Annotated in this window: 13 protein-coding genes; 9 read left to right on the forward strand and 4 right to left on the reverse strand. The window is 66.7% G+C overall.

Annotated elements, in window-relative coordinates; genetic code table 11:
• The first annotated feature begins 3 nt into the window (after positions 1-3).
• The gene (locus tag FAZ69_RS34310; protein ID WP_169708524.1) at positions 4-1092 is read left to right on the forward strand and encodes a hypothetical protein; all 1089 of its coding nucleotides are present in this window, start codon (positions 4-6) and stop codon (positions 1090-1092) included.
• Between the two features lie 59 nt (positions 1093-1151).
• Here FAZ69_RS34310 and FAZ69_RS02070 read toward each other — a convergent pair whose 3' ends face one another.
• Positions 1152-1796 (reverse strand): DsbA family oxidoreductase, encoded by a 645-nt coding sequence (locus FAZ69_RS02070; RefSeq protein ID WP_136892267.1) that lies wholly within the window; start codon positions 1794-1796, stop codon positions 1152-1154.
• A 205-nt stretch (positions 1797-2001) separates the two neighbouring features.
• Here FAZ69_RS02070 and FAZ69_RS02075 point away from each other — a divergent pair, with 205 nt between their 5' ends.
• Entirely contained in the window at positions 2002-3381 is a 1380-nt protein-coding gene (locus FAZ69_RS02075; RefSeq protein ID WP_136892268.1) for an FAD-containing oxidoreductase, read from the forward strand.
• A 29-nt stretch (positions 3382-3410) separates the two neighbouring features.
• Positions 3411-5234 carry a beta-galactosidase gene (locus tag FAZ69_RS02080; protein ID WP_136892269.1) on the forward strand — a complete coding sequence of 608 codons (1824 nt, stop codon included), beginning with the start codon at positions 3411-3413 and terminating at the stop codon, positions 5232-5234.
• A 10-nt stretch (positions 5235-5244) separates the two neighbouring features.
• Here the strand turns inward: FAZ69_RS02080 and FAZ69_RS02085 are convergent, their stop codons facing one another.
• Positions 5245-7248 (reverse strand): alpha-galactosidase, encoded by a 2004-nt coding sequence (locus FAZ69_RS02085; RefSeq protein ID WP_439654735.1) that lies wholly within the window; start codon positions 7246-7248, stop codon positions 5245-5247.
• A 94-nt stretch (positions 7249-7342) separates the two neighbouring features.
• Here FAZ69_RS02085 and mnmH point away from each other — a divergent pair, with 94 nt between their 5' ends.
• From mnmH to FAZ69_RS33150, 5 genes are all read left to right on the forward strand, one after another.
• Complete coding sequence (gene mnmH, locus FAZ69_RS02090; protein ID WP_136892270.1) at positions 7343-8476, forward strand: tRNA 2-selenouridine(34) synthase MnmH; 1134 nt, start codon at positions 7343-7345, stop codon at positions 8474-8476.
• Between the two features lie 27 nt (positions 8477-8503).
• The gene (locus FAZ69_RS02095; RefSeq protein WP_136892271.1) at positions 8504-9571 is read left to right on the forward strand and encodes a permease; all 1068 of its coding nucleotides are present in this window, start codon (positions 8504-8506) and stop codon (positions 9569-9571) included.
• 29 nt (positions 9572-9600) lie between these two features.
• Positions 9601-10665, forward strand: coding sequence for a selenide, water dikinase SelD (gene selD, locus FAZ69_RS02100; RefSeq protein ID WP_136892272.1), 1065 nt, complete (start codon positions 9601-9603; stop codon positions 10663-10665).
• A 274-nt stretch (positions 10666-10939) separates the two neighbouring features.
• Positions 10940-11482: a phasin family protein gene (locus tag FAZ69_RS02105; RefSeq protein WP_169708525.1), complete on the forward strand. Its 543-nt coding sequence runs from the start codon at positions 10940-10942 to the stop codon at positions 11480-11482.
• Positions 11483-11553: 71 nt separating this feature from the next.
• Positions 11554-11712, forward strand: coding sequence for a hypothetical protein (locus tag FAZ69_RS33150; RefSeq protein WP_169708526.1), 159 nt, complete (start codon positions 11554-11556; stop codon positions 11710-11712).
• 69 nt (positions 11713-11781) lie between these two features.
• Here FAZ69_RS33150 and FAZ69_RS02110 read toward each other — a convergent pair whose 3' ends face one another.
• Positions 11782-13173 carry a pyridoxal phosphate-dependent decarboxylase family protein gene (locus FAZ69_RS02110; protein WP_136892274.1) on the reverse strand — a complete coding sequence of 464 codons (1392 nt, stop codon included), beginning with the start codon at positions 13171-13173 and terminating at the stop codon, positions 11782-11784.
• 169 nt (positions 13174-13342) lie between these two features.
• On the opposite strand from FAZ69_RS02110, the gene gcvA reads away from it, so the two are divergent.
• The gene (gcvA, locus tag FAZ69_RS02115; protein ID WP_136892275.1) at positions 13343-14218 is read left to right on the forward strand and encodes a transcriptional regulator GcvA; all 876 of its coding nucleotides are present in this window, start codon (positions 13343-13345) and stop codon (positions 14216-14218) included.
• Between the two features lie 9 nt (positions 14219-14227).
• On the opposite strand, the gene FAZ69_RS02120 is transcribed toward gcvA, so the two are convergent.
• Positions 14228-17023, reverse strand: coding sequence for an Hsp70 family protein (locus FAZ69_RS02120; RefSeq protein WP_136892276.1), 2796 nt, complete (start codon positions 17021-17023; stop codon positions 14228-14230).
• Positions 17024-17839 lie beyond the last annotated feature (816 nt).

Consider the following 17839-nt stretch of genomic DNA (forward strand, 5'->3'; position numbering starts at 1 on the left):
GCAATGGCGGTTCGGGTAGCGGCGGACAGGGCGCTGGTGGGCAAGGTGCCGGAGGAAGCGGTGCTGGCGGACAGGGCGCTGGCGGGCAAGGTGCCGGAGGAAGCGGTGCTGGCGGACAGGGCGCTGGTGGGCAAGGTGCCGGAGGAAGCGGTGCTGGCGGACAGGGCGCTGGTGGGCAAGGTGCCGGAGGAAGCGGTGCTGGCGGACAGGGCGCTGGTGGGCAAGGTGCGGGAGGAAGCGGTGCAGGTGGTCAGGGCACTGGTGGGCAAGGTGCGGGAGGAAGCGGTGCAGGTGGTCAGGGTAGTGGTGGGCAAGGTGCGGGAGGAAGCGGTGCAGGTGGTCAGGGTAGTGGTGGGCAAGGTGCTGGAGGAAGCGGTGCAGGCGGACAGGGCGGTGGCGGTCAGGGATCGGGCGGAAAAGGCTCAGGCGGCGAGGGTGCTGGTGGACAAGGTTCCGGAGGAAGCGGTGCTGGCGGTCAAGGCGCTGGTGGTCAGGGCTCCGGCGGAAAGGGCTCAGGCGGCCAAGGCGCCGGTGGACAAGGTTCCGGAGGAAGCGGTGCCGGTGGCCAGGGAGCTGGCGGTCAGGGATCGGGCGGAAAAGGCTCGGGCGGCGAGGGCGCTGGTGGACAAGGTTCCGGAGGAAGCGGTGCCGGTGGCAAGGGAGCTGGCGGTCAGGGATCGGGTGGAAAAGGCTCAGGCGGCGAAGGCGCTGGTGGTCAAGGTTCCGGAGGAAGTGGTGCCGGTGGCCAGGGAACTGGCGGTCAGGGATCGGGCGGAAAAGGCTCAGGTGGAAAAGGCTCAGGCGGCGAAGGCGCTGGTGGTCAAGGTTCCGGAGGAAGCGGTGCCGGTGGCCAGGGAGCTGGCGGTCAGGGATCGGGCGGAAAAGGCACGGGCGGAAAAGGCTCAGGCGGCGAAGGCGCTGGTGGTCAAGGTTCCGGTGGAAGTGGTGCAGGTGGTCAAGGCTCAAGCGGCAAGGGCTCAGGCGGCCAGGGCGGTGGCGGAAACGGTGGTCACGGCGGTAGCAACGGCTCTCACTAAAAACCCGTCAGTACCTCACGGACTCCAAAATAACTACAAGATAAATTCTCAATAGACGTTCGCGCCGACTTCACAGCGCACCGGGTTAGGGGGCGAAAGCCCCCTAACCCTCTCTCACGCGTTCTCGGCCAGAATTTGCCGGATGGCCTGCTCGAATGCTTCCACGGGCTGTCCGCCCGACACCAGATAGCGTTGATTGAAGATGATCGACGGCACCGACTGGATGCCCATCGCCTGGTGTTCCCGTTCTTCCGCGCGAACCTCGTCGGCGTAGTCTCCGCTGCGGAGCACGTCGCGCGCCTTCGCGGCGTCGAGTCCGACCGATTGTGCGGCATCGACCAGCACGTCGTGGTTGCTCGGGTCCTTGCCGTCGGCGTGATAGGCGCGCATCAGCGCCAGCTTCAGCGGCAGCTGCTTGCCTTCGATGCCGGCCCAATGCAGCAAGCGATGCGCGTCGAAGGTGTTGTAGACGCGCGTGCGCGGGCCGAACGTGAAGCCGACGCTCGCGCCGCGATCGCGGATCATGGCCTGCGTCTCGGCGATCTGTGCAGGCGTGCGTCCGTATTTCTTGCCGAGATAGTCGACCACGTCCTCGCCGCCTGGCCCCATCTGCGGATTCAGCTCGAACGGGTGCATGACGACCTGCGCGTCGACTTCATTGCCGAGGCGCGACAGCGCGAGCTGGAGCGAGGATAGGCCGATAGCGCACCACGGGCATGCGATATCGGAGACAAAATCGATTCTGAGCGGTTGTGTCATGGCTTTCCTGATGGCAATAACCTGTTGCGCGGCACGCCTTTGCATGCGAGCGGCAGGGTCCGAAAGGGTAGCGTGAATCGCCGTTGCTTGCAGGAGCTGCAACAGGTCTACCATATGCGGGCAACTGTCCGCGAGCGGCGCGTCAACTTCACGCGAATGGCTCGCGCAACGCCATGCATACGATGTAGCAGCGAAGGAGAGTTCCATGACTCAACGCTTCGAAGCAATCATCATCGGCACCGGACAATCCGGCCCGCCGCTCGCCGCGCGGTTGTCCGGCGCGGGCATGAAGGTAGCCATCGTCGAGCGCTCGCAGTTCGGCGGCACTTGCGTGAACACGGGCTGCATCCCCACCAAGACGTTGATCGCCAGCGCCTATGCGGCCCGCTTGGCTCAGCGGGCCGACGAGTACGGCGTGGTGATCGGCGGGCCGGTCACGGTCGACATGAAGAAGGTGAAGGCTCGCAAGGACCAGATCTCCGGGCGCTCGAGCCGCAACGTGGAGAAGTGGGTCCGCGGCCTCGCGAACTGCACGGTCTACCAGGGCCACGCCCGCTTCGAAAGCGCGCATGCCGTGCGAGTCGGCGACGAGCTGCTGGAGGCGGAGCGGATCTTCATCGACGTCGGCGGGCGTGCGCTGGTTCCGCCGATGCCCGGCCTGGACCAGGTTCCCTATCTCACCAGCTCGAGCATGCTGGACGTGGACTTCCTGCCGGAGCACTTGATTGTCGTCGGCGGCAGCTACGTGGGTCTCGAGTTCGGTCAGATGTACCGGCGCTTCGGGTCGCGGGTGACGATCGTCGAGAAAGGCCCGCGCCTGATCGGGCGCGAGGACGAGGACGTGTCGCAGGCGGTCAAGGAAATCCTCGAAAGCGAGGGCATCGACGTTCAACTCGACGCCAACTGCCTGAGCGCGCGACGCGATGGAGACAACGTGGTCGTCGGGCTGGATTGCGCCACGGGGGCGCGTGAAGCCGCGGGCTCGCATCTGCTGCTCGCCGTCGGGCGCGTGCCGAACACCGGCGATCTCGGCTTGGACCGCGCCGGCGTCGAGACGGACGCGCGTGGCTACATCAAGGTCGACGAGCAATTGCGCACGAATGTCCCCGGCATCTGGGCGATGGGCGATTGCAACGGTCGCGGCGGGTTCACGCATACGTCGTACCACGACCATGAGATCGTTGCGGCAAACCTTCTCGACGACGACCCGCGCCAAGTGTCGGACCGCATCACGGCCTACGCCATGTTCATCGATCCGCCGCTTGGCCGTGTCGGCATGACGCAAGCCGAGGCGATGCAATCGGGACGCAAGCTGCTGGTCGGAACGCGCCCGATGACGCGCGTCGGACGCGCCGTGGAAAAAGGCGAGAGCCAGGGCTTCATGAAGGCGATCGTCGACGCGGATACCGGGGCCATACTCGGCGCCTCGATCCTGGGCGTGACGGGCGACGAAGTCGTTCATGCGCTGCTCGACGTGATGTATGCAAAGGCGCCCTACACGACGATCAGCCGCGCGGTGCACATCCATCCGACCGTGTCGGAACTGGTGCCGACGCTGCTCCAGGATCTGCATCCGCTGAATTGACGAGGGATAGGTCGAAGGGGATCGAATCCATGCACACGTTTTCCTTCAGCGAAGACGGCAGCGCCTTTCTGCTCGACGGCCGCCCGTTTCAGATCCGTAGCGGCGAGCTGCATCCGGCGCGCATCCCCTTCGAATATTGGCGGCATCGCATCCGGATGACGAAGGCGATGGGCATGAACACCATCGCGCTCTACGTCATGTGGAATTACCACGAGACGAGTCCCGGCCGCTTCGACTTCCACAGCGAGAACCGCGACATCGAAGCGTTCATCCGCCTGTGCCAGTCGGAGGGAATGTGGGTGCTGCTGCGGCCTGGCCCGTACGTCTGCGCTGAATGGGACTTGGGCGGCCTCCCTTCCTATCTGTTGAGCTACCCCGGCATCCAGCTCAGGACCGATTCGGCCCATGATCCGCGCTACATGTCGGCGGTCGCGCGCTACATCGGCGAACTGACCCCGCGCGTGAAGCCGCTGATGGCGTGCAATGGCGGCCCGGTCCTGATGATCCAGATCGAGAACGAGTTCGGCTCGTATGCCGGCAACCCGGCTTACCTCGAGGAAATCCGGCAACTCTGGCTGGATGGCGGCATCGAAGGCCCGTTCTATACCGAAGACGGCATCGCTCAACTGCGTGAGAATCGCTCGACCATAACAGGCGGCGCGATTGCGTTGAGCAACGGCGACGCCGCGCAAATCGCGGCGGCAAGGCAGGCATTTCCGGAGGTTCCGGTCATGGCGGGCGAGGTTTATCCGGGCTGGCTCACGCATTGGGGCGATGCGGCGCTGCAGGGCGCCAGCGTCGATATTTCCGGCACGCTCGATGCGCTGATGCAGCAGGGCCTCTCGTTCAATCTCTACGTCATTCATGGCGGCACGAGCTTCGGTTTCTACGCGGGGGCCAACGTCGACCCCGATTCCGGCGTCTACCAGCCCGACATCACGAGCTACGACTACGCGGCGCCCGTCAGCGAGCAAGGCGTGGCGACGCCGAAATACATGACGTACCGCAGCATCATTGCGCGATACCTGTCGGCGCCGCAGCCCGAGGCGCCCGAGCCCATCGCGACGATCGAGCGCCGCGGGGACAGGGCCTTGATGCCGGAGCCCTACGCGTCCGTTTGGGACAATCTGCCCGCCGCGCTTCCCGTCGAGCAGAGCCTCGATCCGCAGCCCTTCGAGGCATATGGACAGTCGTTCGGCTTCGTGCTTTACCGCAAGACGCTGCAGGACGGACGCGGCGGCGTGTTGCGAATCGGCGATGTCCACGATTACGCGGCTGTTTTCTCAGGCGGGCAATACGTGGGCGGCGTATCGCGGGCGCTCGTGCCGGCGCGCTCCGCACAGTCTTTGCATGTGGTTCACGATGCGCCGCTCGTGCTTCCGTCGAAAGCCGGTGCGGCAGCGCTGGAAATCCTCGTGGAAGCGATGGGACGCGTCAACTACGGTCACGCGATGATCGACCGCAAGGGCATCCTGGGGCCTATCACGCTGGAGGATTCGACGGGCGCGAGCGAAGTTCTCACGGGGTGGGAGGTGTTCCCGTTGCCGATGGACGAGGCTTTCATCGGCAACCTGCGGGCCGTCTGCTCGAACCCGGACAGGCCCGGGATGTTCTTTCGGGCGATGGTGTCGCTCGATGCGCTCGGCGACACCTATCTCGACATGAGTTGCTGGACGAAGGGCGTTGTCTGGGTCAACGGCCGCAATCTTGGCCGCTACTGGAACATCGGCCCGCAAACGCGCTTGTTTTGTCCCGCGCCGTGGCTCAAGCAGGGCGAGAACGTGGTCATCGTCTTCGACTTGCACCAGACGGAGGCCAGGCCGATTGAACTCGCGCGCACGTTGTCAGGCTGATGTGCGCGGCTCAGTCCTCCATGCCGGGAACAGGCAGCAGTTCCAGCGTGAGCACTTCGAATGGCGCGAGCGGAACGGTCTGCGGCTGGTCCGCATCGAGAACCCCGGGAACATTCACGGCTTGCTCTTGCCAAGGGCAGTGCGCACGAAATCGCTTGTCGAAACCGGCGGGCAATTCCAGGCTCCGGCGCAAGTCGAGATCGAATCGCTGCTCGCGATTGGCGGGATTGCGCAGCGTGACGATCGCTTTTTCGGGTGACCACGCCGCCCACCCATAGATGTCGAGCGCATCCGGCGCGCCGCCGATCCAATGGCTGTCCCGCAGCACGCTCGCATTCGCGCGCGCCCACTTCGCCGACTCCGCCAGCACGTCCCAATCGCGCGCGCCCAGCAGGGACGGCGTGACGTACAACTCCTGCAACTGCGTCCCGCTGCCGAAATACGAACGGACTTCGTGGACGAAATCGTCGCCCGAGCTGTCGCTCAAGCGCGGATTCTCCCGCGCGCGGATGATGCCGTGGAGCATCAGCGAATTGAGCGGAAACAGCGGGCTTTCGCGCACGACGTTGCGATAGGTCTGCGCGTCGCGGTACGTGATCCAGCGCTCGCGATTGCTGCCCACGCCGGCCAGGCCGTCGTCGACGCCGCCGCGCCAGATGGTATCGGCGTAGCGCAGCCAGAACGGCGAGGGCAGGGTGCCGGTGGAGAGGTTGATGAAGGTCTCGGGCTTGGCGCGGCGGATATCGTCGATCAATTCGATCGCGGCGTCCCAATCGCTGTTGTAGGCGCTGCGGGGGAACACCCGGTTGGCGTTGCCGGTGCCGTCGAACTTGAACTGGTTGACGCCGTGCACGCTGAGCAGGTCCATGACGACGTCGTGGAAGCGGCCGTAGTAGTTCGGCCCCGATAACGCCAGGCCGTCGTCGACCGTTTCGTATCCGGCGGCGCGTCCGCGCGCGACGCGTTCCTCCCGCGGCCCGCAGTAGCCGCCCCACGGCGACAGCCACACCCCGGGCGCCGCGCCGTACCGGGCGGCGGCCTCGCGCAGCGGCGCGAAGCCGCGCGGAAAGTGCTCGCTGAAGCGCCAACTGCCGCTGTAGTCGTCCCAGCCGTCGTCGAACAGGAACGAGTCGATCTGCACGCCGCGCTTGTCGTGCAATTCCCGGCCTAGCGTGTCGATGCGCTCGAGCGCTTGCGCTTCCGTATAGCGGGTGAGGTAGCCGATGTCGTACCACGAGTTGTAGTGGAGGAACGGGCGGTACGGATGCGCGCGCTCGCGTTCGAGATACGCCGAGAAATCGCGGCGCAACTGGCCTTGCCGAGCCACGCCTGCCACCGCCGAGTAGGCGAGCGTTTTCCCTTTTTCCAGCGGCAAGGCTCTCGCCACCGTGAAGCGGACCATGCCGTCGCGCGCTTCGCTCACAGACATGGGAAGCTCGAAGCCCAGGTAGAGATCCTCCGTCGCCGTCACCACAGGCGTTCCAGGCAATGCGCTGGTCTTCCGCGCACCGGCTGCCTCGGTCCGCAGCATCGAAACGGCGACGATGGGCTCGTCCCGCACGAGCGCGGTGATGGCCACGCGTTCGCGCAGATAGGGGGAGCCCTCGCGCTGCTCGATGCTCCATTCCACGCGCAAGCGGCCCTCTTCGTCGCGCAGGAGGGCGCTCACGCGCCTGCCGGCGATGCGTTCGGCGAGCCGCGCCGCGCGCGGATCGGCCGCCAGTGCTTCGTCGCGCAAAGGTGCCAGCAGCGTCAGGCCGGCGACGCCTAGCGTGCGCCCATCTGCGAACGTCAGCGCGAAGGGCTCGGACACCGCCAGCGTCCGCCCATGCGCGCGGTCGACGACGGCGAACGCGCCCAGCCGCCCGTCTTCCAGCGCCCACGTCAACGCTATGGCGGCGTTGCCGAAGCTGCAGCGGCCGCCGTCGCTCGTTTGCAACTCGGGCATGCCCGGGTGGGTGAGCGCGGCTTCCTCGTTGAGCATGATGTCGGCGGTCCGTGGGCGAATTGTCATCTTGGACGGGCCGCGCATCGGACAGCGCGCCCGCATGGAATAATAAGCAATTATTCGGACAGGCCCGGCAACGTCCGTGCTTCATCAAGACATCGTGAAAAACCTCGTAGTCTCCATCGATCAGCTCGACAAATTCGACGAGATCGTCGACGTCCGCACGCCGCTCGAATACGCCGAAGACCACGTGCCCGGCGCCATCAACGCACCGGTGCTCAGCAACGAGGAGCGCGTGATCGTCGGCACGCTGTACAAGAGCTCGCCGTTCGAAGCCACCCGGCTCGGCGCGGCGATGGTGGCGCGCAACATCGCGCACCACCTCGATACGGTCTTCGCCGACCGTCCGCGCAACTGGCGTCCGCTCATCTACTGCTGGCGCGGCGGCAAGCGCTCAGGCTCGATGACCACGTGGTTCAACATGATCGGCTGGCAGGCGCGCCAGCTCGACGGCGGTTACAAGTCGTACCGGCAGCGCGTGCTCGAAGAGCTCGAGCGCTTACCGCCGCGGCTCAGCTACATCGCACTCACCGGACACACCGGCACGGGCAAGACGCGTCTCCTGCATGCGCTCTCGGAAGCGGGCGCGCAGGTGCTCGATCTCGAAGGGCTGGCCCGGCACCGCGGCTCGCTGCTCGGCGCGCTGCCCGATTCGTCGCAGCCCACCCAGAAAGCCTTCGATACAGCGCTGGCCGCCGCGCTGTCGAAGCTCGACGCCAGCCGTCCCGTGTTCATCGAGGCGGAGAGCCGCCGCATCGGCAACATTACGCTGCCGCTCACGCTGCTCGATGCGTTCCACGCGGGCCGCTGCGTCCGGGTGACGGCGCCGCTCGAGGCGCGCGTGGCGTTCTTGCTGGCCGACTACGGGCATCTGTTCGACACGCCGCAATTTTTCAAGGACCAGCTCGCGTACCTGATCGGACTGCACAGCAGGCAAACCGTCGCGCACTGGCATGCGCTCATCGACAGCGGCGAGCGCGCACAGCTCTTCACGGAGCTGGTCGAGCAGCATTACGATCCGGCCTACGCGCGCAGCAGCCAGCGCTCGTTCACCCGGATCGGCGAGGCGCTGCCGTTCGGCTTCGATCCGTGCGCGGCCGAACCGCTTGCGCAGGCGCGCGAGTTGATCGCGTTGGTCGCGGCGGCGCAGAGCCCGGCGCCGGACCTGTCCGCAGGCAAACCGATGCATGAAGAGCAAGCGCCTGCGGCGCAGGACGCTTCCCGCATTCGCTGACCCTTTCGAACCTACCGACAAGAGACCATGGAATCCTTTTTTCCGACGCAGCGCCGCCCCAATTCCGCGCTCGCCATCGCGTTGTTTGCGCTGATCGCGGTGGCGGGCCTCTACTACGTCAAGTGGTCGCCGTACTATCACCGCGCGTTTGTCGCCGCCGATACGCATTCGATCGGCCATTCGATCCTGACCGGCGCGCAGGCGTCGCCGCCCGCGGCCTCGTGGCATGCGGCGCTCGATTATGCGAGCGCCTACGCGAAGGCGATCTGGCAGGCGCTGGTGCTTGGGCTGCTGCTCGGCTCGGCCGTGCAAACGCTCCTGCCCGCGCATTGGGTGGCGCGCGTGCTCGGCAGCACCGGCCTGCGCAGCGTCGCCGCCGGCGGTCTGCTCGCGCTGCCAGGCATGATGTGCACCTGCTGCGCGGCGCCCGTGGTGGTGGGCTTGCGGGCGCGGCAGGCCTCGCCGGGCGCGGCCGTGGCGTTCTGGCTCGGCAATTCGGTGCTCAATCCGGCGACGCTGGTCTTCATGGGCTTCGTGCTCGGCTGGCACTGGACCGCGCTGCGGCTGGCGCTCGGCGCGCTGCTCGTGTTCGGCGGCGGCTGGCTAGTCAACCGGCACGCGACGTCCGCCGAGCGTTCCGCCGCGCTCGCGCAGCTCGATGCGTTCGCCGAGGCCGCGTCGCACCAGGGCAACCGGTTCGCGCGCTGGCTGAAGCTGCTCGCGCAGATGGCGCTGCGCCTCGTGCCCGAATACGTGGTGCTCGTGCTGCTGCTCGGCGCGGCGCGCGCGTGGCTGTTCCCGCACGTCGGGCCGGAAGTCGACGACGCGCTCGGGTGGATCGTTGCGTTTGCGATCGCCGGCACGCTGTTCGTGATTCCGACCGCCGGCGAAGTGCCGATCGTGCAGGCGATGCTGTCCTTCGGCGTGGCGGCGGGGCCCGCCGCCGCGCTCTTGATGACGCTGCCTCCCATCAGCGTGCCGTCGCTCGCGATGACAGCGCGCGCGCTGGGCGTGCGAGTCCAGGCGCTGCTGGTGCTGATGGTGGTGGCGACGGGCGTCGTCGGCGGCCTCGCCGCCGTTGCACTCCATTTTTGAATCGCGTCTGATTCGACTCAGGGCTTGTCATGAACTCCACTTCATCGAACCACGGCGCGGCGCCGCGCCTGACCGAGCTGTCCCACGGCGGCGGCTGCGGCTGCAAGATCGCGCCCGGCGTGCTGGCCGAACTGCTCAAGCGGGCCGCGCCGATGCCGGCCTTTCCGGATCTGCTGGTCGGCACCGAGACCGCCGATGACGCCGCCGTCTATCGCCTCAACGACGAGCAGGCGATCGTCGCGACCACCGATTTCTTCATGCCGATCGTCGACGACCCCTACGACTTCGGCCGCATCGCCGCGACCAACGCGCTCTCCGACATCTACGCGATGGGCGGCAAGCCGCTCTTCGCGCTGGCGCTGGTCGGGATGCCGATCAACGTGCTGCCGCACGAGACCATCGCCCGGATTCTCGAAGGCGGCGAGTCGGTGTGCGCGGAAGCGGGGATTCCCGTGGCCGGGGGGCATTCGATCGATTCGGTCGAGCCGATTTACGGGCTCGCGGCCATCGGCGTCGTGGATCCGAAGCGCGTCGCGCGCAACGCCGGCGCGCGGGCCGGCGACGTGCTCGTGCTCGGCAAGCCGCTCGGCGTCGGCGTGCTGTCCGCGGCGCTGAAGAAGGGCAAGCTCGACGACGCGGGCTATGCGGCGATGATCGGCGCGACCACGCGCCTGAACCGCCCGGGCACGGCGCTCGCCGCGCTCGACGGCGTGCATGCGATGACCGACGTGACCGGCTTCGGCCTGCTCGGCCATCTGCTCGAACTGTGCCGGGGCGCGGGGCTCGGCGCACGCGTGGACTACGCGGCGCTGCCGTGGCTCGACCCGGCGCCGGAACTGGCGCGCGCCGGTCTCGTGACGGGCGCGTCGGCGCGCAATTGGACGAGCTATGGCGCAAGCGTCACGCTCGCCGGAAACTTGCCCGCCATTGCACAGGCGCTTCTGACCGACCCGCAGACCTCGGGCGGCCTGCTCGTCTCATGCGGCGCGGGCAGCGTGGATGCGGTGCTCGATTGCCTCCGGGACGGCGGCTTCGACCGCGCGGCCGTCATCGGCGCGATGACGGAGGGCGCGCCCCGCGTCACGGTCGAGTAGGCCGGAACGCCACTTTCGAGTTTCCCGCGATGTGCCGAGCCGTATGCCGCGTGATGAATGTCTGACGAAACGTGCTGCCGATATGAAAGCGTTTTCAATGAAACTCTCTGAAATCTCACATGTTGATATTTCCTGGGACCGGTTCTAAGATGCGGCTTCCTGACTGCTTCAGAACTTGTCTGTCTTTTCCTTGACCATGTCTTTCGAGCGCTTCGCGCACGCCGGCCAGTGGCGTGACGGGGCGTCAGCGAGATTCTTCTTCAGGAGCTGGATGATGACCTTGTTCACCCCCGAGCAATTCATGGCGATGCAGAAGGCCAACCTCGATACGGCGTTCACGCTCGCCAAGTCGGTCGCCGACGGTTTCGAAAAGCTGGCCGTACTGAATCTGCAACTGACCAAGTCGGTGCTGACCAGCGCGCAAGCGAGCCTGCTGCAAGGCCTGGGCGCGCCGCAAACGCCCGAGAGCGGCGCGCGGCAAGTCGAGCTCGCGGCCTCCATTCCCGCGCAGGCGCAATCCTACGGCCGTCAATTGGCCGACCTCGCGTCGGCCTCGATCGCCGAGTTCCTGAAGGTCGGCGAAGGGCAGACCGATGCCTACAACCGCCGCGTGCAGACCTTGGTCGAGGACCTCGCCAAGAACGCCCCGAGCGGATCCGAAGCCGCCATCGCCGCCTGGAAAGCGGCGATCACGACATCGAGCACGCTGATCGAAACCATCCGCAAGAACTGCGAGCAGGCGATGCATGCGACCGAATCGAATCTTGCCGCCATTGCGTCCACGCCGAATGCTGGCAGACGCGGCGCTGCCAAATAGTCTCTTTTGCAATCGAGCAGGCCAGCGGGACGCGAATCTGAAGCTGCAAACACCAACCAAGGAGCGCAGCAATGAGCACGTCGTGGTGGGGCATCGCAGGGGGCTCGGCGGCCCTCGTCATTGCGGCACTGAGCGTGGTCGTCCACTATCGCCGCGAGCATCGGCGGCAAGCGTTGATGAGGAATCTCGATCACCACGATTGGTGGTATCGGGCGGTGCCCCGGCGCTGACCCAATCGATCGCAGCAACGGCAATGGCGCGCCGAAACGTGTATCGCCGTTTCGGCGCGCTGCTGGTCGCTAGGGCGTTTCTCGCTTGACGATTTCCGCAACGGCATCGAGCGTGCGCCGCACGTCGTCGGCCGTCGTGCGCCAGTTGCAGACGGAGATGCGCATCGCGCGCCGTCCGCGCCACGTCGTGCCGCCGAACCACGCGATGCCCGATGCCTGGATCGCGGCGATCGTGGCGTCGGTGCGCGCGTCGTGTGCGCCGTCGCGATCGAGAAAACGCACGAGCCCTTGGTTGATCCGCGGACGCGCCAGCACCTCGACACCGGGCAGTGCGCCGAGGCCGCCGGTCAATTGCGCCGCGAGATCGCAGCAGCGCGCCACCATCTCGCCGATCCCGTCGCGGCCCAGCGCGCGAATCGCCGCGTAGCAGGCGACGGCGCGTCCGCGCCGCGACCACTCGGGGTTCCAGTCGCGCTGCTCGCGCACGCCTTGCGACGCGGCGGAATAGCTGGTCTCCATCGTGAACACCGCGCGGTGCGCCTCCGGGTCGGCGACAAACACGAAGCCGTTGTCGAACGGCAGGTTCAGCCACTTGTGTCCATCGGTCGCCCATGAGTCGGCGCGCTCGACGCCGGCGAGATGATGGCGATGACGCTCGCTCGTTGCGGCCCACAAGCCGAACGCGCCGTCCACGTGCACCCATGCGCCTGATGCATGCGCGAGCGCGCAGGCTTCGCCGAATGCGTCGAAAGCGCCTGTGTTGAGGTCGCCCGCTTGCAGGCAGACGACGGTGGGGCGATCGGATTCGCGCAAGGCGGTGGCGAGCGGGTCGAGTTCGAGCGCACCGTCGCCGCCGACCGGCAGCAGCGTGATTGCATCGGTGCCGATGCCGAGCAAGCGCGCCGAGCGCACGATCGATTCGTGACGGTTCTCGCTCATCAGGAGACGCAGCGGCGGCGCGCCGTAGAGACCTTGCCGCTCCACATCGATGCCGCGCGCGGCCAGCAGCTTGTGGCGCGCGGCCGCGAGCGCCGTGGTGTGGGCCATCTGGCAGCCGGTCACGAAGGCGAACGATGCCGTTGCCGGCAGGCCGAGCAATTCCTTCAGCCACGCGCCGCAGATCTCCTCGATCACGGCCTCGGCGGGCGAGCACGCGACGGATGCCGCGTTCTGGTCCCAGGTCGACGTGAGCCAGTCCGCAGCGAGCGCGACGGGCAGCGTGCCGCCGATCACCCAGCCGAAGAAGCGTCCGCCGGTCGAGCCGAGCAGGCCGCCTTCGGTGTTGGCGACCAATGCGTCGATGACGCCGGCGGGGTCGCTCGGGCCGGCGGGCAGTGCGCCGCCGAGGCGCTGACGCAATTCGCCGGCGGTCACGGTGGCGTGTACTGGGCGCTCGTTCAGTTGGTCCAAATAGCGTTGTGCATGCGCGGCTGCGCGCGCGAGGACGTCGTGGTCGTTCATGAATGAAGGGGCGGCAAAGGATAGGAGTGAATTCGCCGGTTGCCGGAGAAATCAATTTTGCTAAAGTCCGGCAATCGACGCACTGAAGTGCAGTGTCGATATTTAAGGCCGGATTGGTTTCAGCGTACAAGCAACTATTCTTGCTGTTCAATTAAGAGAATCTACATTCATGACTGTCCGGCCAAGCCTCTATGCGCTGCGCTGTTTCGTTACCGTCTGCCGGTATTCGAGCGTCAAGCTCGCGGCGCAGGAACTGCATGTCACGCCGGCGGCGGTGAGCCAGCAGCTGTCGAATCTCGAAGACAGCATGGGCATCAAGCTGTTGGAGCGCGCGGCGCGCGGCGTCGCGCCCACTGAGCGAGGCGAACGGTATTTCATGACGTTGCGCGGCGCCTTCGCGCAGATCGACGATGCGACGCGGATGCTGATCCGCGAATCCCGCTCGAACCTCACGGTCAGCTGCACATCGGGTTTCGCCATGCAATGGCTGTTGCCGCGGCTTGCACGGTTTCATGATGCGTGCCCGGATATCGACGTGCGGATCAGCACGTCCGACCGGCTCGTCGATTTTGCGCGGGACGATGTCGATTTCGCCATCCGCCACGGGTTGGGGAACTACGCCAATCTGATATCGGAAAAGCTGGTCGGCGACGACATGTTTCCCGTATGCAGCCCGTCGCTGATCCGGCGAAGAAAATTGCGCCGCCCGCAGCAATTGAGCGGATTGACGTTGCTGCACGACGCGCATCGTCAGGATTGGCGGTTGTGGCTTCAGGCCGCCGATGCGGAGGAGGTCGAGTGGGATCGCGGCCCGGTGTTCGTCGATTCCAACGGTGTCGTCGAAGCGGCGCTGCACGGCCACGGCGTGGCGCTCGCGCGCAAGTCGCTGATCGCGGACGAATTGCGAGAGGGCAGGCTCGTTCTGTTGTTCGCGGATTCGATCGAGCCGCCGATCAGCTACTACCTCGTGTATCCGGCAGGCGTGGCGCTGCCGCAAAAGAGCGCTGCATTTCGAGCGTGGCTTCATCGGGAGGCGGCGGCATAGCGCCCGCGTTCACTCCCCGATCAGCTTCAACCCCGCCGGCAGCGATTCGCCGAACACGCGGCCGGTGTCGGCTTCGTCGAGCGTCACGGTTGCTTGGACCATCGCGATCCACGACGGCGACGCGCCGATCGCCTCCAGCCGCCGCACGACGGTCTCGCGCGCCGTCTGAGGGAGGTCGCGCGAACGGTCGCCCGTCATGCGCGCGATCTGGGCGGCGGCGAATGCGGCCGTGTCGACCTTCTTCCAGTCGAGCGCGAGAATCGCGTCGAGCCAGGAACCGGCGGCCTCGGGCGGCACGACCGTGTGCGCGCTGCCGTAGAACGGCCGGCGCGCGCCGATGCGGCCGATGGCCCACCAGTTCTGCTGGTTCTCCGTCGACTTCTGCAATTGCGCGAGCAAGCGTTCGGCGATCTCGACTTTGCGATCGATCGCGATGCGCTCCAGTGATGCCGAGAGCCGGACCATGTCGGCAAAACCCACTTTCGCGGGGTCGAAAGGCGACTTGTGGCGCTTCGCGCCGGCGGTCTCGCGCAGGTAGTCCATTGCTTCGAGCAGGCGCAGCTGCTCCTCTTCACCGAGTCCGCCGGCCGCGCGCCGCCAGAGCGTCCACCACTCCGACCACACCTGGCTTTCGTTGATGTACTGGATGCCGTCGTCGAACAGCGACCACAGCTGCTCGACGCGCCATTCGTCGAGCGGGTAGCCGAAGCCCGGACGCACGCAATAGCCCGCGAGGTTCAGCCACAGGCGTTCGTGGTCCGCCGAGCGGCGGCGCCGGCGCGCGCGCTCCCACAGTGCGCCGAACAGCTCGCGAAGCAGGGCGCTGTCCCAGGATTCGCGCGCGCCCAAGGTCTGCTCGAGTTGCGCGCGCAGACGCTTCACGTCCTTGGCCGCGACGTCGTGGGAACGCGAGCCGAAGATGCGGTCGATCTGCTCGATCGCGTCTTTCAGCGCGGGATGGGCCGTGGTTTCCAACGAGGACGGTGCGCCGCCTTGGGCATCGTCGCGCCGCAATTGGAATTCGAGCAGCCAGCGCTGGGACGCGCCGGCGGTCTCGATGCAGTGCACTTGCAGCGTGCCGACCTCGGTAAGCGCCGTGGCGAGCTGGACCGGCGTTTCGCCGGGGCCGCTCGCGCCGCGCGGCTGGACCACGGTGGCGATCGGCGGCAGGCGGACGAAATCGCTCGAGTCGAGATCGGCCAGGTCGCCTGGCCGATACGGGGCGTCGGCGACGGACGACGCCAGGTGAAAGCGCACCGGCGAGCCGAGCCGCAATGCGAACGTGCGGTCGGCGAGGTGGATCTCCTGGCCTTCTTCGGTGCCGCGCGGCAGGAGGCAGACGCCGTGCGGGGTGTCCTTGCCGTCGTCGTCGAGCACGAGGAAGTAGCTGCGCGCCGAGCCCCCGCCGATGCGCGGCGCGCTGCCTGCTCTTGCGAGCGCATAGGCGACCGCGCCGCGCGCGACGGCGACATCGGGGTTGGCGTTTTGCAGCACGTTGAGCGGCGCGCCGCGCCACGCGCCGAGCGTATCCGCTAGACGCCGCTCCAAGGCGTGTGCGCGGAACACGCCGCCGTTGAGCAGGAGCGTATCGGGCATCGGCAACGCGCTGTTGCCTTCCGTCTCCTGGATGCCCAGCGCATTGCGCGCTTGGGCCGCGTGCTGGCTCAGAAATGCCGCGACGTGGCGCGTGATCGCCGGATCGCTCGCGTAAGGCAGGCCGAACTCGACGATGGCGCCGCGCGCGCGCCGCGGACGCTCGCTCGCATCGACCATCGGAAAGAAGCCGTCGACGATCAGCCGCTCGGCTTCCTGCCGCGTCACGTCGGCCGAGCGCGCGCCGCCGATCAGCCTCGCCCCCGAGCCGAGCAGGGTGATCGAGGTGGAGTCCGGGGCGCGCGCATCGAGCAGTTGCTCTTTCGCGGCGCGGCAACGCTCGACGAGCTGCGACAGGCTTGCCGCCGACAGCTTCTGGTCCTTGTCGCCTGCGGCGAGGCGCGTCTCGACGAGATGCGCGAGCGCGAGGTCCATGTTGTCGCCGCCGAGCATCAGGTGATTGCCGACGCCGATCCGCGTCAACTGCGGCTCGCCGTTCTCGACTCGGACCTTGACGAGCGTGAGGTCGGTCGTGCCGCCGCCGACGTCGCAGATCAGCACGAGACGGGTTTCTCCAAGCTCGGTGGCGAGCGTATCGCGATGATGGAACAGCCAGTCGTAGAACGCCGCCTGCGGCTCTTCGAGCAGGCGCAAGGCGGGCAGCTTCGCGATGCGCGCGGCTTCGAGCGTCAGCGCGCGCGCGCCCTCGTCGAACGACGCTGGCACGGTGAGCACCACCTCCTGGTCTTCGAGCCGCGCTTGCGGGAAGCGGTGGTTCCACGCCTCGCGCACGTGGGCCAGATAGCTCGCGCTTGCCGTCACGGGCGATACCTTGACGATGCCTTCGTCGGCGCCCCAGGGCAGGATCGGCGCGAGACGGTCGACCGAAGCGTGCGACAGCCAGCTCTTCGCGCTCGCGACAAGCCTGCCCGGCACCTGCGCGCCGAGCGCGCGGGCGAGGCGGCCGATCACGGCGGGCTGGGGCGAAGCGAGGTCCGCTTCCGGTTGCCAGGGCAACGTCAGCGAGTCCGCGTTCAATTCGCTTTCAGCCGCGTGATAGCGGACCGACGGCAGCATCGGCCGCGCCGCGACTTCGCCGACGCCCACCAGCTGCTCGATATCGAAGACGCGGATCTCGTTGCCGCCCGCCTCGGCATAAGCGACGACGGTATTGCTCGTGCCTAGATCGATCCCGACGATGTACTGCTTCATTGCTTCCAATTGCTTAGACTCGCTGACAAAACTGGCTTTGGGGTTTTTTGTTCTTGCCGTTTGGGTTTTCGTGCAACTTTGAATTCGCGGCGGTGCGTATAGTCCGTCCCTCCCCGGGACCGGGGTCACTTTGGTCTTGCCCAAAGTAACCAAAGGCGTGTCCTGGGCGGACGGCCTGGCCCGGAGGCACTCAGTGCTGTTGGCGATAGCGGTCGAGGGGCTACCGCTATCGCTCGCCGCACGTCCCGTTAGCACGTGGCACGGAATTGCTCAGATTCGAATCAAATCAATACTGATGGCCAGGCAAGGTCCGAAGACCCTTGTCTTGCGATGCGGCGCATGCTCCTGTGCTCACATCCAATCGCAGGCAACGTGGGGCGCGGCCAAACCGCTGTCTTCCATTTGTTTCGTCGCAAGGCCATTCGGTGCCGCGTGCTAACGGGACGCGCGGCGAGCGGTGACGCTTGCCCTAGACCGCTATCGCTGGCAGGACTGAGTGCTAACGGGCCAGGCCGTCCGCCCAGGACACGCCTTTGGTTACTTTGGGCAAGACCAAAGTGACCCCGGTCCCGGGGAGGGACGGACTATACGGACCGCCGCGATATCAAAGTTTTCACGAAAACCCAAACTTTTCACGAAAACCCAAACGGCAANGATGCGGCGCAGGCAAATCGAACTCTTCAATTTGTTTCGTTGCAAGGCCATTCGGTGCCACGTGCGAACGGGCCGCGCGGCGAGCGGTGACGCTTGCCCTAGACCGCTATCGCTGGCAGGACTGAGTGCTAACGGGCCAGGCCGTCCGCCCAGGACACGCCT

It is taken from the genome of Trinickia terrae, assembly GCF_005144415.1.
GTDB lineage: Bacteria > Pseudomonadota > Gammaproteobacteria > Burkholderiales > Burkholderiaceae > Trinickia_A > Trinickia_A terrae.